Below are 17,506 nucleotides of genomic sequence, written 5' to 3'. Positions count from 1 at the left end.
CGCGGCTTTCCGAAGCCCTGCCCTCAGATCGCCATCAGTGCCCGCACCCCATCGGACTGCATGTCGCGGCCGAGCCCGCGCCGGATGATCTCGCCGCGCTCCATCACGATGTACTTGTCGGCCAGTTCCTCGGCGAAATCGTAATACTGCTCGACGAGGACGATCGCCATCGTCCCGCGATCGGCGAGCATGCGGATCACGCGGCCGATGTCCTTGATGATGCTCGGCTGTATGCCTTCGGTCGGCTCGTCGAGGATCAGCAGTTTCGGGCCGGCGGCCAGTGCGCGGGCGATCGCGAGCTGCTGCTGCTGGCCACCGGACAGGTCGCCGCCGCGGCGGTTGATCATCTGCTTGAGCACCGGGAACAGCTCGAACAGCTCGTTCGGAATCGGCGTGCCGGCAGGCTTGTACGCAAGCCCCATCCGCAGGTTTTCCTCGACGGTGAGGCGGCCGAAGATTTCACGCCCCTGCGGCACATAGGCCATGCCCTTGCGCACGCGGTCATACGACAGATCGCGGGTGATATCGATGCCGTCGAGCCGGATGCTGCCGGTCTTCACCGGCACCACACCCATCAGGCTTTTCAGCAGACTGGTCTTGCCGACGCCGTTGCGGCCGAGCACGACGGTGACCTCGCCGATCGCTGCGTCGAATCCGACGTCGCGCAGGATGTGCGAGCCGCCGTAGTACTGGTTGATTCCTTCACATTTCAGCATCGTTTGCGCTCCGGGGGTGGCCTCATTCACCGACCGAGGTAGACCTCAACCACCTTCTCGTTGTCCTGCACCGCCGCCAGCGTGCCTTCTGCGAGCACGCTGCCTTCGTGCAGCACGGTGACCTTCTTCGCCGGGTTGTCGGCAGTCAATTCGCCGATGAATTTCATGTCGTGTTCGACGACGACCAGCGAGTGGTTGCCTTCGAGCGACAGGAACAGTTCGGCGGTGCGTTCGGTTTCCTCGTCGGTCATGCCGGCGACCGGTTCGTCGAGCAGCAGCAGCTTCGGGTCCTGCATCAGCAGCATGCCGATCTCCAGCCACTGCTTCTGGCCGTGCGACAGCAGCCCGGCGGTGCGCTGCGCGCTGTCCTTCAGGTGGATCAGCGTCAGCATCTCGCCGATGCGGTCGAGCTGCTCGCCGCTGAGTCGGAACATCATCGATGCGCGGACGCCGCGGTCGGCCTTCAGCGCCAGCTCGAGGTTCTCGAATACCGACAGCTGCTCGAATACCGTCGGCTTCTGGAATTTGCGGCCGATGCCGATCGATGCGATGTCGTTTTCACGCAGCCGCAGCAGGTCGATCGTCGAGCCGAAAAATGCGTGGCCGGCGTCGGGCCGCGTCTTGCCGGTGATCACGTCCATCATCGTCGTCTTGCCGGCGCCGTTCGGGCCGATGATGCACCGCAGCTCGCCGGCGCTGATGCTCAGACTCAACGCATTCAGTGCCTTGAAGCCATCGAAACTGACGGTGATGTCGTCAAGGTAGAGGATTGCGCCATGCGCAACATCGAGTTCGCCGGGCTTGACGACCCGGCTGTAACTTGCGCCGCGGTCACCCGAGCTGTTGCGTTGCAGCCGTTCCTGGGCCTCACGCAGCCGCGTAGCGCCGGCCTGCATCAGATCGGGCGTCATGCGCGCTCCTCCGGGCCTTTGCGCTTGAAGCGGGCGAGCAGACCGATGATGCCTTGCGGCAGGAACAGCGTCACGCCGATGAACAGCCCGCCGAGAAAATAGAGCCAGAACTCAGGCGCCACCTGCGTCAGCACGCTTTTTGCGCCATTGACGAAAAAGGCGCCGATGATCGGGCCGATCAGCGAGCCGCGGCCGCCGACCGCGGCCCAGATCGCCATCTCGATGCTCGCCGCCGGTGACATCTCGCTCGGATTGATGATGCCCACCTGCGGCACGTACAGCGCACCGGCGATGCCGCACATCACCGCCGAGATCGTCCAGATCGCGAGCTTGTAATGCAGCGGGTCGTAGCCGGTGAACATCACGCGGCTTTCGGCATCGCGGATCGCCTGCAGCACGCGGCCGAACTTGCTGCGCACCAGCCAGCGCGAGAACAGGAAGAAGCCGATCAGCGTCAGCCCGGTGATCACGAAAAGCGTCATCCGCATCGACGGCGTTGCGATCGGGATGTCGAGGATGCGCTTGAAATCGGTGAAGCCGTTGTTGCCGCCGAAGCCGGTCTCGTTGCGGAAGAACAGCAGCATCGTCGCAAACGTCACCGCCTGCGTGATGATCGAGAAATAGACGCCCTTGATCCGCGAGCGGAAAGCGAAATAGCCGAAGACGAAGGCGAGCAGTCCCGGCACCAGCACCACCAGCAGCAGCGTTGCGACGAAGGAATCGCTGAGCGCCCAGTGCCAGGGCAGCTCCTTCCAGTCGAGGAAGACCATGAAATCCGGCAGATCGCTCTGGTAGTTGCCATCGCGGCCGATCTGCCGCATCAGGTACATGCCCATCACATAACCGCCGAGCGCGAAGAAGACGCCATGGCCGAGCGACAGGATGCCGGTATAGCCCCAGATCAGGTCGATCGCCAGCGCGACCATCGCATAGCACATCATCTTGCCGACCAGCAGCACCGCATAGTCGCTCAGGTGCAGCGCGCTGCCCTCCGGCACGACCAGGTTCAGCAACGGTGCGACAACCACCACCGCGAGCAGCGCGGCGATCACGCCGCCCCAGGCGCGCAGGCTCAGCCAGCGGGTCGGCTGCCGCGGCGCCGCCGGGGTGGGCGTCGCCGCGACCGGCACCGGTTTTGCCTCGATCGATGAGCCGGGCATCGATGACCCGGGCAGGACGGCACTCATGTCTGTCTCCTGTGGTTACGGGTCATGCCTCGGCGCTGCGGCCCTTCATCGCAAACAGCCCCTGCGGACGTTTCTGGATGAAGATGACGATCAGCACCAGCACGAAGATCTTCGCCAGCACCGCGCCGGTCCAGTCCTCGAGCAGCTTGTTGATGATTCCGAGGCCGAGCGCGGCGTAGACGGTGCCGATCAGCTGGCCGACACCACCGAGCACGACGACCATGAACGAATCGACGATGTAGCCCTGGCCGAGGTCGGGGCCGACATTGCCGACCTGCGACAACGCGCAACCGGCCAGCCCGGCAATGCCGGAGCCGAGCGCAAAGGCCGAGGTATCGACGCGAGCGGTATTGACGCCCATGCAGGCCGCCATCTTGCGGTTCTGCGTGACGCCGCGGACGAACAAGCCGAGCCGGGTGCGCGACACCATGTAGGTCAGCCCGCCGAAGACCAGGATCGCGAAGACGATGATCGCGATCCGGTTGTACGGCAGCGTCAGGTTGCTCAGCACCTCGACACCGCCGGACAGCCAGCTCGGGTTCTCGACCGGCACGTTCTGCGCACCGAAAATCGAGCGCACCGCCTGCATCAGCACCAGGCTGATGCCCCAGGTCGCGAGCAGCGTCTCGAGCGGGCGGCCATACAGCCAGCGGATCACGCCGCGCTCGAGCACCGCGCCGACGAAGGCCGCGGCGAGAAAGCTGACCGGTATCGCGACCAGCACATAGGCATCGAAATAGTCGGGCAGCCAGGTCCGGAACAGGTTCTGCACCACATAGGTCGCATAGGCGCCGATCATCATCAGCTCGCCATGGGCCATGTTGATGACGCCCATCAGGCCGTAGGTGATTGCCAGACCCAGCGCAACCAGCACCAGGATCGAGCCGAGGCTGATGCCGGTGAAGACGATGCCGAGGCTCTCGCCCCATGCGAGTTTGGTCTCCAGGCTGGACAAGGCCGCCTTCAGCTGGGTGCGGACCTCCGGATCGGTCTCGACATCGGGCTGCAGGCGTTCGAGCAGCAAGGCCTTGATCGACGGCTCCGACCCCTGCTCGAGCAGCACCGCCGCCTTCAGCCGCTTGTCGCGGTCCTGCGAGCTGACCATGATTGCTGCGCGCAGCAGGCCGATCTGCGATTTCAGCCGCGCATCGGTCTCGCTTTCCAGCGCCTTGTCGAGCAGCGGCAGCCGCGCCTCGTCGGGCGCTTCCTGCAGCGTCTTCACCGCCTGCTGGCGCTCGACGATGTCGGCCGACAGCAGCTTCAGCGAGGCCAGTGCGGCCTTGATCTCGCCGCGCAGGCGGTTGTTGTTGATCACGTCGTCGGCGTCGGCAGGCAGCGTGCGCGGCGCGCCGCTGGCGGCATCGACGGCCTTGCCGTCGCGGACGATGAACACCTCGTCGCCGGCCACCTGCACCTCGTTGCCGAGCAGGGCCTCGAAAAATGCCTGCGCGCCGGGATCCCCGCCGATCGCGACCTTGTTGATCGTGGCGATGCGCTCGTCGCTGTCGCCGATCGTCATCGCGTGGACATCGTCGGCGTTCAACGCAGACGCAGGCGAAGAAACCGCTGCGAGGCTGAACATCAGCAGCATCGCGCGCAGCAGATCAAGCAGACGGTTCTGGCGTTTCATCGGAATCGGTTTTCGGTGGCGGCGACCGGGACGGCCGCCTGCCGGACTGGCAGACAAGCGGGGCCCGCAGGCCCCGCTTCGGCACACGTCGCGCTTATTTCGCGGCGACGACGGCTTTCTTCTCGACCACGTTCTTCTTGCCCTTGTTTTCCGGGATGTAGTCGCTCCACGGGTCGGCGACGACCGGGCCCTTGGTTTTCCAGACCACGTTGAACTGGCCGTCGGCCTTCACTTCACCGATGAACACCGGCTTGTGCAGGTGGTGGTTTTCCTTGTCCATCGTCGAGATGAAACCGCCCGGCGCCTGGAAGGTCTGGCCGGCCATCGCGGCGATCACCTTGTCGGTATCGGTCGACTTGGCCTTCTCGACCGCCTGCTTCCACATGTGGATGCCGATGTAGGTCGCTTCCATCGGGTCGTTGGTCAGCGGCTTGTCCTTGTGGCCCGGGATATTCTTTGCCTTCGCATAGTCCGACCACTGCTTGATGAACGCAGTGTTCGCCGGGCTCTTGACGCTCATGAAATAGTTCCAGGCGGCGAGGTGGCCGACCAGCGGCTTGGTGTCGACGCCGCGCAGCTCTTCTTCACCGACCGAGAACGCCACGACCGGCACGTCGGTCGCCTTCAGGCCCTGGTTGCCGAGTTCCTTGTAGAACGGCACGTTCGAGTCGCCGTTGATCGTCGAGACAACCGCCGTCTTCTTGCCTTCGGACGAGAACTTCTTGATCTTCGCGATGATGCCCTGGTAGTCGGAGTGGCCGAACGGCGTGTACTCCTCCATGATGTCGGCCTCGGCGACACCCTTGGACTTCAGGAAGGCGCGCAGGATCTTGTTGGTCGTGCGCGGGTAGACATAGTCGGTGCCGAGCAGCACCCAGCGCTTGGCCGATCCGCCGTCCTTGCTCATCAGGTATTCGACCGCCGGAATCGCCTGCTGGTTCGGCGCCGCGCCGGTGTAGAAGACATTCTTGCTGAGCTCTTCACCTTCGTACTGCACCGGATAGAACAGCAGCGAATTCTTCTCCTCGAAGACCGGCAGCACCGACTTGCGCGAGACCGAGGTCCAGCAGCCGAAGACGACGGCAACCTTGTCCTGGTCGATCAGCTGCTTGGCCTTCTCGGCGAACAGCGGCCAGTTCGACGCCGGATCGACGATCACGGCCTCGAGCTTCTTGCCCATCACGCCGCCCTTCGCATTGATCTCGTCGATCGTCATCATCGCGACGTCCTTCAGGACCGTCTCCGAGATCGCCATCGTTCCTGACAGCGAATGCAGGATGCCGATCTTGATCGTGTCGGAGGCCTGCGCAAGGCCGGGGAATCCGAGCGTTGCCGCGGCAAGGCCGACGGCGCTGAGTGAATGGGTGAAGGTGCGGCGAGTGAGGCTCATCTGGGGCTCCTGGTAGGCGGGCATGGTTGTCGAACAGACAACTGAAGCTTAGAAAGCAGCTCGCCGATTCCCAATACGACAGATGGCGTATGACGCAGCGCAGCATCGCGCTGGGCATCCGCCCGCGTGTCAGCCCTGCCCCAGCGCGCCGACCCGGTTCATCGCCAGCGATGCGGCGGCGGTGCGTGTCTCGACGCCAAGCTTCTGGTAGACATGCTCGAGCTGCTTTTTCACCGTCGCCGGGCTGGTGCCGAGGATGTCGCCGATATCGCGGTTCGTCTTGCCCTTCGCGAGCCAATACAGCACCTCGGCCTCGCGTGCCGTCAGGCCGAATGCGGCGCCGACCGCATCGATCACCGCCTGGTCCGACGATTCGCGCATCACCAGCAGCCACTCGTCGTCGTCGGCCTCGTGCAGCGTGAAGATCAGCCGGTGCGGCCGCTGCAGCGCTGCCGGCTGCTCGGCGCCCTGACGCGCCAGCGACAGCACCAGCGGATGCGATGGCTGGCCATTCAGCCGCCTCTCGCCTTCGGCCCGCATCCAGCTGCCGACCTCCGACGGCAATCTGCCGTCTGGAAAATGTTTCTCGAGCAGGCCACGCGCGAGCGGCGTCTGCCAGACGATGCGGCCGTCGGCGGCACGCACGACCAGGCTCGCATGGCCGAAGGCATCGAGCGCATTGCGCGCGTGGCGGGCTTGCCGCGCACCCTGCATGTGCACCGACATCCGCGCCAGCACCTCCTGCACCCGGATCGGCTTGGTCACATAGTCGACGCCGCCGGCATTGAAGGCACTGACGACATGTTCGGTTTCGGTCAGGCCGGTCATGAAGACGATCGGGATGTGCGCGGTCTCTTCATCGGCCTTCAGCCGCCGCGCGACCTCGAAGCCGTCGATGCCGGGCATCATCGCGTCGAGCAGGATGATGTCGGGCATTGCCTGGGCGGCCCGCTGCAGCGCCGTTTCGCCATCGGTGGCGATCAGCACCGTATAACCCGACTCATCGAGTGCATCGTGCAGCACCGCGAGGTTGTCGGGCACGTCGTCGACGATCAGCACGACGTCGGCGGTGTTGCGGTCGATGGCGCCGGCCGGCATTGCCGCAGGCGTGGTCTGCAAGCGATCAGACACCGGCCACCCCGCTGGCGCACTCGAGCTCGTCACCGTCCGCAGCGGCGGCACGGCCCAACAGGCCGCTCATCGCATCGAGCTGGAAATTGCGCGCAAGCGTGCGCATCTGTGCGACGAAGGCCCGGCAGCGGCGGTCCTCGGCCTCGATCTGGTCGAGCTGCCGCAGGATGCCACGCAGATAACCGATCTCGATCACCGCCTGCAAGGCCTGCCGGTGCGCGGCGCAGGGAAAACACAGCGCCGGCTGTGATGGGCTGGCGGCAACAGCAGCCGACGCGTCAGGCCGGTCGACCGGCGCGGACGTCCATTCGAGCTGCAACGTGCGGCCGAGCCAATCGAGCAACTCGTTCTTGCGCACCGGCTTGACGATGAAATCCTGCGGCGAAATGCCCTGCGCATTGCCGACCCCTTTTTCGAAGGCATTTGCCGAGACGATTGCCAGCGGCGCATCGCTGAGCCGTTCGGCGCGCAGGCGCCGGATCGTCTCCCAGCCGTCGATCTCCGGCATCGCGAGGTCCATCAGGATCGCATCGGGGCTGAAGTCGCGCAGCTGCGCAAGGCAGTCGAGCCCCGATGCAGCCTGCCGGACCTCGAAGCCGAGCGGCGCCAGCATGCTGACCATCAGGCCACGGTCGACCTCCTCGTTGTCGACGACGAGCAGGCGGCGGCGCGCGCCGAGGTAGCCGGTGCGCTGTGCCCGCGGCATGCCCTGGCCTGTTGAGGCGGCCCGCACCTCCGGCAGGAACAGCCGGATCCGGAACAGCGTGCCAATCACGCCCGCCCCCGCCCTGCCCGGCGCGCTGGCCGGCGGGCTGTGCACCGTCATCTCGCCGCCCATCAGATCGGTCAGCATCTTGCTGATCGTCAGCCCGAGCCCGGTGCTGCCGGCCGGGCCGCTGCCGCCGGCCGATCCCGATGCCGAGCCGCGGCCGAACGGCTCGAAGATCAACGCCCGCTCGGCCTCGGCAATGCCGGGGCCGGTATCCTCGATCTCGAACGTGGCGATCTCTCGCGCATAACGGACGGTGAACGTGACGCCGCCGCGTTGCGTGAACTTGACCGCATTGCCGAGCACATTGATCAGGATCTGGCGCAGCCGCTTTTCGTCGGCGCGCACCACTTCGGGCAGCGTGCCGTCGATCCGCCAGCTGAACGTGATGCCCTTGCCGGCGGCCTGCAGTTCGAACAGATGCGCAATCTGCTGCAGGCTGTCGCGCAGATCGATCGGTGCGACGTCGAGCGACAGCTTGCCGCTTTCGATGCGCGCGAGGTCGAGCGTGCCTTCGATCAGCGACAGCAGGTGCTCGCCGCCGCGGCGGATCACCTCGACCGCCTGCCGGCGCTGCACCGGGATGCCGGCATCCTCGTGCAGCAGCTGTGCATAACCGATGATGCTGTTCAACGGCGTGCGCAACTCATGGCTGATCGTCGAGATATAGCGGCTCTTTGCGCCATTGGCGAGTTCGGCCTGGCGTTTCGCCTCCTGCAATGCCTCGTCGGTCTGCCGGTGCGATTCGATCTCGTTGACCAGCAGGTGCGTCTGCCGATTCGACTCCTCCTGCGCCACCTGGGCGCTGCGGTGTTTCAGCACCAGCCACCACGCGACGACCGCGCTGATCACCAGGAGCGCGGCAAACAGTTTCAGAAAACCGGCCTGCAGCGCGGCCTCGGCCTCGCGCGACAGCGGCCCGCCAATCGCCGCGGAAGCGGCGCGCCGCTGGTGCTGGTAAATCGCGATGAACAAGCCGGCCAGTGCCGGCACCGCCAGCAGCATCAGCATCAGGTAGTGGCCGAGTTCGGTATCGAGGCGCTGCCACAACCGGCGCGGCAGCAGCTTGCTGAGTGCTGCACGCCACTGCACCGCGAGCCGGCCATGCGGCTTGCACAGGTCGTGGCAGCGCGCGTCGAGCGAGCAGCACAGAGAGCAGATGTCGCCCTGGTAGGCCGGGCAGAACGCCATGTCGTCGGTTTCGTATTCGCGTTCGCAGATCACGCAGCGGGTCAGCCGCTTGTAGCTGCCGGCAGCCGCGCTCGGCTCGGGTAGTGGCTGGCGGGCGATGTAGTAGCGGCCGGCGGTTGCCCAGGCAAGCAGCGGCGAGACCAGCAGCGCGGTGACCAGCGCGATCAGCGCCGAGAAGGCCTGTGCCAGTTCGCCGAACGCGCCGGTATAGGCGGTGATCGACAACGCCGACGCGACCACCATCGCGCCGAGCCCGACCGGATTGATGTCGTACAGATGGGCACGGCGAAATTCGATGCCCTTCGGAGACCAGCCCATCGGCTTGTTGATCAACAGATCGGCAACCACCGCCATCATCCAGCTGATCGCGATGTTCGAATACAGGCCGAGCACCTTGCCGAGCGCCTGGAAGACGTTCAGCTCCATCAGCATCAGCGCGATCAGGATGTTGAAGATCATCCAGACGACGCGGCCCGGGTGGCTGTGGGTCAGCCGGGCGAAGAAATTGCTCCACGCGAGCGAACCGGCATAGGCATTCGTGACATTGATCTTCAGCTGCGAGATGACAACGAACAACGCGGTTGCGGCGACCGCAAGGCCATAGTTCGAGAACACCGCGCCATAGGCGACGAGGTACATCTGGTTCGGGTCGACCGCACGATCGAGCGGCACCGAATAGCCGATCGCGAGGAAGGCCAGCAGCGCACCGCCGAGCATCTTCGCGACGCCCGGGACGATCCAGCCCGGGCCGCCGATCAGCACGCCGCTCCACCAGCGCAGGTCGGGCCGGCTTCGACCGTCGCGCGTGGTGCGCCGTTTTGCCTCCGGCATGAAACGCAGGTAATCGGCCTGCTCGCCCATCTGCGTGATCAGCGCGATGCCGACCGTCATCGCGGCGCCGAACTTGACGAGGTCAAAGCCGGCCGGCGCGGCCGCTTCGCCGGGGCGCACGCCACCGCCGTAGGCCCAGATCTCGCCGAGCACGCCCGGGTGCTGCTGCAGCACATACCAGAACGGCACGATCAGCATCACCAGCCACAGCGGCTGCGTCCAGACCTGCAGCCGGCTGATCGTCGTCACGCCGTGAGTGACCAGCGGCACGACGACCAGCGCACACAGCAGATAGCCCCAGGCCGGCGGAATGTCGAATGCGAGCTCGAGCGCATAGGCCATGATCGCGGCCTCGAGCGCGAAGAAGATGAAGGTGAACGACGCATAGATCAGCGAGGTCACCGTCGAGCCGATATAGCCGAAGCCGGCGCCACGCGTCAGCAGGTCCATGTCGACGCCGTAGCGGGCGGCATAGACGCTGATCGGCCAGCCGGCGATGAAGATGATCAGACCGGTGGCCAGGATGGCCCAGAACGCGTTGATGAAGCCGTAATCGACCAGCAAGGTGCCGCCGACCGCCTCGAGCACGAGAAACGACGACGCACCGAACGCGGTGTTGGCGACCCGCAGCGCCGACCATTTCCGAAACGAGCGCGGCGTGAAGCGCAGCGCATAGTCCTCCATCGTCTCGCGCGCAACCCAGCTGTTGTAGTCGCGGCGCACCTTGACGACGCGCTGCACCGCATCGGTGCGCCGCGGCTGCACCACGGCGGGGCCGACGGGCATCCCGATTGGTTCAGTGCACGGATTGCCGACGCTCATGGGTGGTGCGGAGCGCAAGGCTTGTGCCAGTCGTCGGGACTCAACCGGAATCGGGGCTGAAGCCCCACCCACCCTGTCTGCTACCGGCTGACGATCCTCGGCACGCGGTTCCAGCCTGTCTCGCGGGCACGCGTCGTGCTAACTTTCGCGCCATGGAACTGACGCCGCGCGAGAAGGACAAGCTGCTGATCTTCACCGCCGCCTTGCTGGCGGAGCGGCGCAAGGCACGCGGGCTGAAGCTGAACTACCCCGAAGCGGTGGCGCTGATCAGTGCGGCGATCATGGAAGGCGCACGCGACGGCAAGACGGTCGCCGAGCTGATGGCCGATGGCCAGAACGTGCTGCGGCGCGACGAGGTGATGGACGGCGTTGCCGAGCTGATCCCCGAGATCCAGATGGAAGCGACCTTCCCCGACGGCACCAAACTCGTCACGGTGCACCAGCCGATCCGTTGATGGCGCCGTTCCCCTCCTTCTGCAAAAGGTCGAACCGATGACGATCGTCCCGGGCGAACTGCTGACCGACGGCGCCGACCATCCGCTGAACAGCGGCCGTCGCTGCACGACGCTGGTCGTCGAAAACAGCGGCGATCGGCCGATCCAGGTCGGCTCGCATTACCACTTCGCTGAAACCAATGCCGCGTTGCAGTTCGACCGCGACGCCGCACGTGGCATGCGGCTGAACATCCCGTCCGGCACCGCGGTGCGTTTCGAGCCGGGCCAGCAGCGCACGGTCGAACTGGTCGACTATGCCGGCGACCGCCGCGTCTTCGGTTTCCGCGCGCAGATCCAGGGGGCGCTCTGATGGCGACGATCAACCGCCGCGCCTATGCCGAGATGTACGGCCCGACGGTCGGCGATCGCTTGCGGCTCGCCGATACCGAACTGCTGATCGAGGTCGAGGACGACTACACGCTGCGCGCCGGCAGCCATGGCGAAGAGGTCAAGTTCGGCGGCGGCAAGGTGATCCGCGACGGCATGGGGCAGAGCCAGCGCGTCAACGGGCCGGGGCCGCAGGATGCGGTCGACTGCGTGATCACCAATGCGCTGATCGTCGACCACTGGGGCATCGTGAAGGCCGACATCGGGCTGCGCGGCTGCCGCATCGCGAAGATCGGCAAGGCCGGCAATCCGGACGTGCAGCCGGGCGTCGATATCGTGATCGGGCCGGGCACCGAGGTGATCGCAGCCGAAGGAATGATCGTCACCGCCGGTGGCATCGACTGCCACATCCACTTCATCTGCCCGCAGCAGATCGACGAGGCGCTGGCCAGCGGCATCACGACGATGCTCGGCGGCGGCACCGGGCCGGCCACCGGCACCTATGCAACGACCTGCACGCCGGGCCCGGCCAACCTGGCCCGCATGCTGCAGGCAGCCGACGCCTGGCCGATGAACCTCGGATTTCTCGGCAAGGGCAATGCCAGCCAGCCGGCTGCGCTGCGCCAGCAGATCGAGGCCGGCGCAATCGGCCTGAAGCTGCACGAGGACTGGGGAACGACACCGTCGGCAATCGACTGCTGCCTCGGCGTTGCCGAGGAAACCGACACCCAGGTCGCGATCCACAGCGATACGCTGAACGAATCGGGCTTCGTCGAGGACACGATTGCCGCGACGAAGGGCCGGACGCTGTGCGCGTACCACACCGAAGGCGCCGGCGGCGGCCATGCGCCGGACATCCTGCGCGTCGTCGGCGAGGAAAATTTCCTCCCCTCATCAACCAATCCGACGATGCCGTATACCGTCAATACCGTCGACGAGCACCTCGACATGCTGATGGTCTGCCACCACCTCGATGCATCGATCGCCGAGGACCTGGCCTTCGCCGAAAGCCGCATCCGCCGCGAGACGATTGCCGCCGAAGACGTGCTGCACGACCTCGGCGCAATCAGCATGATGAGCAGCGACAGCCAGGCGATGGGTCGGGTCGGCGAGGTGATCCTGCGCACCTGGCAGACGGCGCACAAGATGAAGCTGCAGCGCGGCGCCTTGAGCGGTGACGGTCCGCGCAACGACAACCAGCGCGTCAAGCGCTACATCGCGAAATACACGATCAATCCGGCGATCGCACACGGCATCAGCCACGAGGTCGGCAGCATCGAGGAAGGCAAATGGGCCGATCTGGTGTTGTGGAAACCGGCCTTCTTCGGCGTCAAGCCGGCGCTGATCCTGAAGGGCGGCTTCATTGCCGCGGCAGCGATGGGTGACCCGAATGCCAGCATCCCGACGCCGCAGCCGGTGCACTACCGGCCGATGTTCGGCAGTTTCGGCGGCGCCTTGCATGGCGGCTCGCTGAGCTTCGTCAGCAAATCGGCGCTGACAAGCGATCTGCCGGCGCAACTCGGCCTGCACAAGGCGGTATCGGCGGTGACCAGCTGCCGCGGCGTGCGCAAGCAGCAGATGGTGCACAACGGCTGGCTGCCGACGATGGAAGTCGATCCGCAGACCTACCAGGTGCGTGCCGATGGCGAACTGCTCGGCTGCGAACCGGCCACCGTGTTGCCGATGGCACAGCGCTATTTCCTGTTCTGACCCGCGCGTAGGACGAGCCGCACCGCGCCGTGCGGCAACGTCGGCTGCACGCTGCGACGTCCAAGGTGCACACTTGACCGATGGCTGAGTGGATCATCGGTTTCGTCGAGCAGTTCGGCTATCTCGGCATCGCCGCACTGATGGCGCTGGAGAATATCTTTCCACCGCTGCCGTCCGAGCTGATCATGCCGTTCGGCGGCTTCAGCGCTGCGCAGGGCACGCTCAGTCTTGCCGGCGTCATCGCCGCCGGCACCTGCGGCTCGCTGCTCGGCGCGCTGCCCTGGTATTTCGCCGGCCGCTGGCTCGGCCGCGACAAGCTGGAGCGCTGGATCGAGCGCCATGGCCGCGGGTTCACGATCACGCAAGCCGAACATGCCCGCGCCCGCCGCTGGTTCGAACGTCACGACGCACGCGCAGTGCTGCTGGGCCGGATGGTGCCGGCGGTGCGCACGGTGATCTCGGTGCCGGCCGGCGTCACCCGGATGGCGTTCGGCAGATTCCTGTTCTGGTCGGCAATCGGTTCGGCCGCCTGGAGCGGCCTGCTCGCCTTGCTCGGCAGCACGCTCGGATCCCACTACAAGGAGGTTGCGTCGTGGATGAATCCGGTCACGACGCTGATCGTCGTCGGCGTGGTTGTCAGCTACATCTACCGGGTCGTCAGCTTCAAGCCGGACGCCGAGCGCTGAGCGGCCCGCTCCTCAGGCCGGGTGGCGCAGCGAGACCTCGAACCCCTTCTTCACTGCGGGCCGTTCCATCAGCGCCTGGTACCAGCGCTGCACATTCGGGAAGTCGGCCAGGTCGACCTTGTGCCGCGGATGGCGCCAGACCCACGGCAGGATCGCGAAGTCGGCGATCGACAGGTCGGCGGCAAAAAATTCCCGGCCGGCCAGCCGCTGGTCCATCACGCCGTACAGCCGGCGCGTTTCGGCCATGTAGCGCTCGAGCCCGTAGCGGCGTTCGGTTTCGTCGGCAAGCGCGATGAAATGGTGGACCTGGCCGGGCATCGGGCCAAAGCCGCCCATCTGGAACATCAACCATTCGAGCACCTCGATCTGCGCCCGCTCGTCGTCCGGCCAGAACTTGCCGCTCTTGCGCGCGAGGTACAGCAGGATCGCGCCCGATTCGAAGATGCCGATCGGCATGCCGCCGGGGCCTTCCGGATCGACGATCGCCGGGATCTTGTGGTTCGGGCTGATCGCGACGAAGGCCGGGTCATGCTGCTCGCCTTTCGTGATGTCGACGACGTTGACGTCGTAGGGCAGCGCCATCTCCTCGAGGGCGACGCTGATCTTGCGTCCGTTCGGCGTATCGAAGGCATGAAGTTGAATCGGCAAAACGTTCTCCTGGTAACAAAAGTCGAGCTGCTGCAGTTTGCAGGATTTTCCTGACAACCGCTTTCAGCGGCCGCCGACAGCGGATGCCGGCGGCGGGCCAGATCATCGCATCGAGAGTGACCGGAAATGCTGCGCCGTCGCGCGTGCTTTCCCTGCCGCGCGACCGTCGGCGCCGACTCGAAAGGGAGATGAAGCGATGCCCGAGAAGCAATGGAGCGCCAAGCGTGAGCGGCAGTACGAACACGTGAAGGATTCCCTGAAGGACCAGGGCAAGTCGACCAAGCTGGCGAAGGAAATTGCCGCCCGCACCGTCAACAAGGAGCGGGCCCGCCATGGCGAGGCGAAGGAATCGAGCAAGAGCTCGACCGAGGACATCTCGTCGAGCCGCCGCGGCGGGCTGCGCTCGCACAGTGGCAGCGGCGGGCGAACCGTTGAGCAATTGCGCAACGAGGCCCGCGAACGCGGCATCGAAGGCCGCTCGAAGATGAACAAGGCCGAGCTGCAGAAAGCGCTCGCGCGCTGAGTGACCGCGCCGCGGCGCGTAGCCGCAGCGTGTCTCCATTTTTTCCAGATCGCCCGGCGCCAGCGTCGGTGCGGTCGGCTGGCTGCGCCCGCATGCGGACACGGCACGCCACCCCGTCAACCGACCGACCAACCGACAAAGGACCGCCATGGCCAACAACGACCGCAAGACCCCTGCTCCAAAACGTGCGCCGGCACGCGCAAAGAAACCGGCGACAACCGGCATTGCCGATTCGCAGCCGCAGCAGGCCGACGCCACCGACCGCCTCGCCGCGACGATGCCGCACAACGAGAACAAGGCTAACGAGTACGGGCGCGACAGCGCGCTCGCGCCATCAGAGGGCCAGACCGCAAAACCCTCGTCGAACTCGGCCACAGCAAGCACGCTGGCCGAGCACAACGCGTCCGACAAGGTCGGCCCCGGCCCGGCCGAACCCGGCGTCAATGCGGTCGGCGGCTCGCTGGCCAGGGTGCGGGCCGACGATGGCGGGCAGATGCTGACGACCAACCAGGGCGTGCCGATTGCCGACAACCAGAACTCGCTGAAAGCCGGGTTGCGCGGGCCGACGCTGCTCGAGGATTTCATCCTGCGCGAGAAGATCACGCATTTCGACCATGAGCGGATTCCGGAACGCATCGTCCATGCCCGCGGCTCGGCTGCGCACGGCTTCTTCGAAGCCTACGAGGCGCTGACCGACCTGACCCGCGCTGCGCCATTTGCCGAGGCCGGCAAGGTGACGCCGGTCTTTGTCCGCTTCTCGACCGTTGCCGGCGAACGCGGCTCGGTCGATACCGCGCGCGACGTGCGCGGTTTTGCCGTCAAGTTCTATACCGACGAAGGCAACTGGGACCTGGTCGGCAACAACATGCCGGTGTTTTTCATCCAGGACGCGATGAAATTCCCGGACCTGGTGCATGCAGTGAAGCCGGAGCCGCACAACGGCATCCCGCAGGCGCAGTCGGCGCACGATACGTTCTGGGACTTCGTTTCGCTGATGCCCGAGTCGACGCACATGCTGACGTGGATCATGTCGGACCGGGCGATTCCGCGCAGCTACCGGATGATGGAGGGCTTCGGCGTCCATACCTTCCGCCTCGTCAATTCCGACGGTGTCTCGCAGTTCGTCAAGTTCCACTGGAAACCGAAACTCGGCACCCATTCGCTGGTATGGGACGAGGCGCTGAAACTCGGCGGCGCCGATCCGGATTTCCACCGCCGGGATTTGTGGGATGCGATCGAGGCTGGCGAATATCCGGAGTGGGAACTCGGCCTGCAGATCTTCAGCGAAGAGGAAGCCGAGCAATTCAGCTTCGACGTGCTCGATTCGACCAAGTTGATCCCGGAGGAACTGGTGCCGGTGCGGCTGGTCGGCCGGATGGTGCTGAACCGCAATCCGGACAACTTCTTTGCCGAAACCGAGCAGGTCGCGTTCTGTACCGCACACGTCATTCCGGGCATCGATTTCAGCAACGACCCGCTGCTTGCCGGGCGCATCCACTCCTACGTCGATACCCAGATCACCCGGCTAGGCGGCGCCAATTTCCACGAGATCCCGATCAATGCGCCGCTGGCGCCGGTGCACAACAACCAGCGCGACGGCCACCACCGGCAAACGATCCCGCGGGGCCGCGTCGCCTACGAGCCGAATTCGCTCGGTGGCGGCTGCCCGTTCCAGGCCGGCGCAAAAGGCTTTGTCTCGTTTCCGCAGCCGGTGCAGGAGGACAAGCTGCGCGGCAAGCCGGAAAAATTTGCCGACCATTACACGCAGGCGAAGCTGTTCTACGAAAGCCAGACCGATTTCGAGAAGGCGCACATTGCCGGCGGCTTCCGCTTCGAACTGAGCAAGGTGACGGTGCCGGCGATCCGTCAGCGCATGCTTGCGTCGCTGGTCAATGTGTCGCCCGACCTGGCGGCGAAAGTTGCCGAGGGGCTGGGGATGGAGGTGCCGCCGGCGCTGCCGCGGGTGCTCGACGAGCCGGCCCAGCCGGAAGTGACGAATTCGCCGGCGCTGTCGCTGACCGCACGGCCGGGCGAAGGCGGCATCCGGACCCGGATGATCGCGATCATCGTCGCCGACGGTTGCCACGGCAAATCGATCGCGACGGTGTCGAAGGCGATTGCCGCCGAAGGCGGCATACCGGTCATCGTCGGACCACGGCTCGGCCGCATCGCGAGCAGCGACAAGGCCACCGTCGAGGCGAAGGCGTCGCTGGAGAACTGCGCGCCGGTGCAATTCGATGCGCTGGTGCTGGCGGACGGCGAGTCCGCGGTCGGGATGCTGGCGCGCCATCCGAAAACGATGCCGTTCATCAGCGACCAGTACCACCACGGCAAGACCATTCTCGCGATTGGCGCGGCGAGCAGTCTGCTCGAGCGGGCCGGCGTTGCCGAACAGATGGCGAACGGCGAGCCGGATCCCGGCGTCTTCGTGTCCGACGCCGGCGCGGTCGCTGACGTGGCCGAGCAGTTCATCGCCGCGGTCGCCAACCACCGCCATCCGCAGCGCGAGCTGGCGAACGGCGAAGCCTAGGAGCGGTTTT

General features: G+C 65.7%; 14 protein-coding genes. 6 read left to right on the top strand and 8 right to left on the bottom strand.

Annotated features, from left to right (window positions below):
• Positions 1–23: 23 nt before the first annotated feature.
• From urtE to ACNH6H_RS21395, 7 genes are all read right to left on the bottom strand, one after another.
• Complete coding sequence (gene urtE / locus ACNH6H_RS21425) at positions 24–716, bottom strand: urea ABC transporter ATP-binding subunit UrtE (RefSeq protein WP_418320312.1); 693 nt, start codon at positions 714–716, stop codon at positions 24–26.
• 26 nt (positions 717–742) lie between these two features.
• The gene (gene urtD, locus ACNH6H_RS21420) at positions 743–1,627 is read right to left on the bottom strand and encodes an urea ABC transporter ATP-binding protein UrtD (protein ID WP_418320311.1); all 885 of its coding nucleotides are present in this window, start codon (positions 1,625–1,627) and stop codon (positions 743–745) included.
• Positions 1,624–2,787: an urea ABC transporter permease subunit UrtC gene (gene urtC / locus ACNH6H_RS21415; RefSeq protein ID WP_418321441.1), complete on the bottom strand. Its 1,164-nt coding sequence runs from the start codon at positions 2,785–2,787 to the stop codon at positions 1,624–1,626. The genes urtD and urtC overlap by 4 nt, the downstream gene beginning before the upstream one ends.
• 49 nt (positions 2,788–2,836) lie before the next feature.
• A complete protein-coding gene (gene urtB, locus ACNH6H_RS21410) occupies positions 2,837–4,444 on the bottom strand; it encodes an urea ABC transporter permease subunit UrtB (protein WP_418320310.1) in 1,608 nt (535 codons plus the stop codon).
• Between the two features lie 94 nt (positions 4,445–4,538).
• The gene (gene urtA, locus ACNH6H_RS21405) at positions 4,539–5,834 is read right to left on the bottom strand and encodes an urea ABC transporter substrate-binding protein (RefSeq protein WP_418320309.1); all 1,296 of its coding nucleotides are present in this window, start codon (positions 5,832–5,834) and stop codon (positions 4,539–4,541) included.
• 129 nt (positions 5,835–5,963) lie between these two features.
• Complete coding sequence (locus ACNH6H_RS21400; protein ID WP_418321440.1) at positions 5,964–6,932, bottom strand: response regulator; 969 nt, start codon at positions 6,930–6,932, stop codon at positions 5,964–5,966.
• A 25-nt stretch (positions 6,933–6,957) separates the two neighbouring features.
• Positions 6,958–10,542, bottom strand: a complete 3,585-nt coding sequence (locus tag ACNH6H_RS21395) for an ATP-binding protein (protein WP_418320308.1) — start codon at positions 10,540–10,542, stop codon at positions 6,958–6,960.
• A 188-nt stretch (positions 10,543–10,730) separates the two neighbouring features.
• Here ACNH6H_RS21395 and ureA point away from each other — a divergent pair, with 188 nt between their 5' ends.
• The 4 genes from ureA (at position 10,731) to ACNH6H_RS21375 (ending at position 13,795) form a co-directional block, all read left to right on the top strand.
• On the top strand, positions 10,731–11,033 hold the full coding sequence (ureA, locus tag ACNH6H_RS21390) for an urease subunit gamma (protein ID WP_418320307.1): 303 nt from the start codon (positions 10,731–10,733) through the stop codon (positions 11,031–11,033).
• Positions 11,034–11,076: 43 nt separating this feature from the next.
• Positions 11,077–11,382 (top strand): urease subunit beta, encoded by a 306-nt coding sequence (locus tag ACNH6H_RS21385; RefSeq protein WP_418321439.1) that lies wholly within the window; start codon positions 11,077–11,079, stop codon positions 11,380–11,382.
• Entirely contained in the window at positions 11,382–13,109 is a 1,728-nt protein-coding gene (ureC, locus tag ACNH6H_RS21380; protein WP_418320306.1) for an urease subunit alpha, read from the top strand. Before ACNH6H_RS21385 ends, ureC begins: the two co-directional genes overlap by 1 nt.
• An 80-nt stretch (positions 13,110–13,189) precedes the next feature.
• Positions 13,190–13,795 (top strand): DedA family protein, encoded by a 606-nt coding sequence (locus ACNH6H_RS21375; protein ID WP_418320305.1) that lies wholly within the window; start codon positions 13,190–13,192, stop codon positions 13,793–13,795.
• Positions 13,796–13,807: 12 nt separating this feature from the next.
• Here ACNH6H_RS21375 and ACNH6H_RS21370 read toward each other — a convergent pair whose 3' ends face one another.
• Positions 13,808–14,443: a glutathione S-transferase family protein gene (locus tag ACNH6H_RS21370; RefSeq protein WP_418320304.1), complete on the bottom strand. Its 636-nt coding sequence runs from the start codon at positions 14,441–14,443 to the stop codon at positions 13,808–13,810.
• Positions 14,444–14,639: 196 nt separating this feature from the next.
• Between ACNH6H_RS21370 and ACNH6H_RS21365 the strand changes: the two genes are divergently transcribed.
• Positions 14,640–14,966: a plasmid stabilization protein gene (locus ACNH6H_RS21365; protein WP_418320303.1), complete on the top strand. Its 327-nt coding sequence runs from the start codon at positions 14,640–14,642 to the stop codon at positions 14,964–14,966.
• A 148-nt stretch (positions 14,967–15,114) separates the two neighbouring features.
• Positions 15,115–17,496 (top strand): catalase, encoded by a 2,382-nt coding sequence (locus tag ACNH6H_RS21360; protein ID WP_418320302.1) that lies wholly within the window; start codon positions 15,115–15,117, stop codon positions 17,494–17,496.
• Positions 17,497–17,506: the final 10 nt, after the last annotated feature.

The organism is Pseudideonella sakaiensis, assembly GCF_048320135.1.
Lineage (GTDB): Bacteria > Pseudomonadota > Gammaproteobacteria > Burkholderiales > Burkholderiaceae_C > Ideonella_A > Ideonella_A sakaiensis_A.
This window is presented reverse-complemented; position numbering and strand designations above follow the sequence as displayed.

Excerpts from the sequence above, each read along its gene's own strand:
- urtE (WP_418320312.1), bottom strand. The coding sequence starts at position 716 with ATGCTGAAATGTGAAGGAATCAACCAGTACTACGGCGGCTCGCACATC.
- urtD (WP_418320311.1), bottom strand. The coding sequence starts at position 1,627 with ATGACGCCCGATCTGATGCAGGCCGGCGCTACGCGGCTGCGTGAGGCC.
- urtC (WP_418321441.1), bottom strand. The coding sequence starts at position 2,787 with ATGCCCGGCTCATCGATCGAGGCAAAACCGGTGCCGGTCGCGGCGACG.
- urtB (WP_418320310.1), bottom strand. The coding sequence starts at position 4,444 with ATGAAACGCCAGAACCGTCTGCTTGATCTGCTGCGCGCGATGCTGCTG.
- urtA (WP_418320309.1), bottom strand. The coding sequence starts at position 5,834 with ATGAGCCTCACTCGCCGCACCTTCACCCATTCACTCAGCGCCGTCGGC.
- ACNH6H_RS21400 (WP_418321440.1), bottom strand. The coding sequence starts at position 6,932 with ATGCCGGCCGGCGCCATCGACCGCAACACCGCCGACGTCGTGCTGATC.
- ACNH6H_RS21395 (WP_418320308.1), bottom strand. The coding sequence starts at position 10,542 with ATGCCCGTCGGCCCCGCCGTGGTGCAGCCGCGGCGCACCGATGCGGTG.
- ureA (WP_418320307.1), top strand. The coding sequence starts at position 10,731 with ATGGAACTGACGCCGCGCGAGAAGGACAAGCTGCTGATCTTCACCGCC.
- ureC (WP_418320306.1), top strand. The coding sequence starts at position 11,382 with ATGGCGACGATCAACCGCCGCGCCTATGCCGAGATGTACGGCCCGACG.
- ACNH6H_RS21375 (WP_418320305.1), top strand. The coding sequence starts at position 13,190 with ATGGCTGAGTGGATCATCGGTTTCGTCGAGCAGTTCGGCTATCTCGGC.
- ACNH6H_RS21365 (WP_418320303.1), top strand. The coding sequence starts at position 14,640 with ATGCCCGAGAAGCAATGGAGCGCCAAGCGTGAGCGGCAGTACGAACAC.
- ACNH6H_RS21360 (WP_418320302.1), top strand. The coding sequence starts at position 15,115 with ATGGCCAACAACGACCGCAAGACCCCTGCTCCAAAACGTGCGCCGGCA.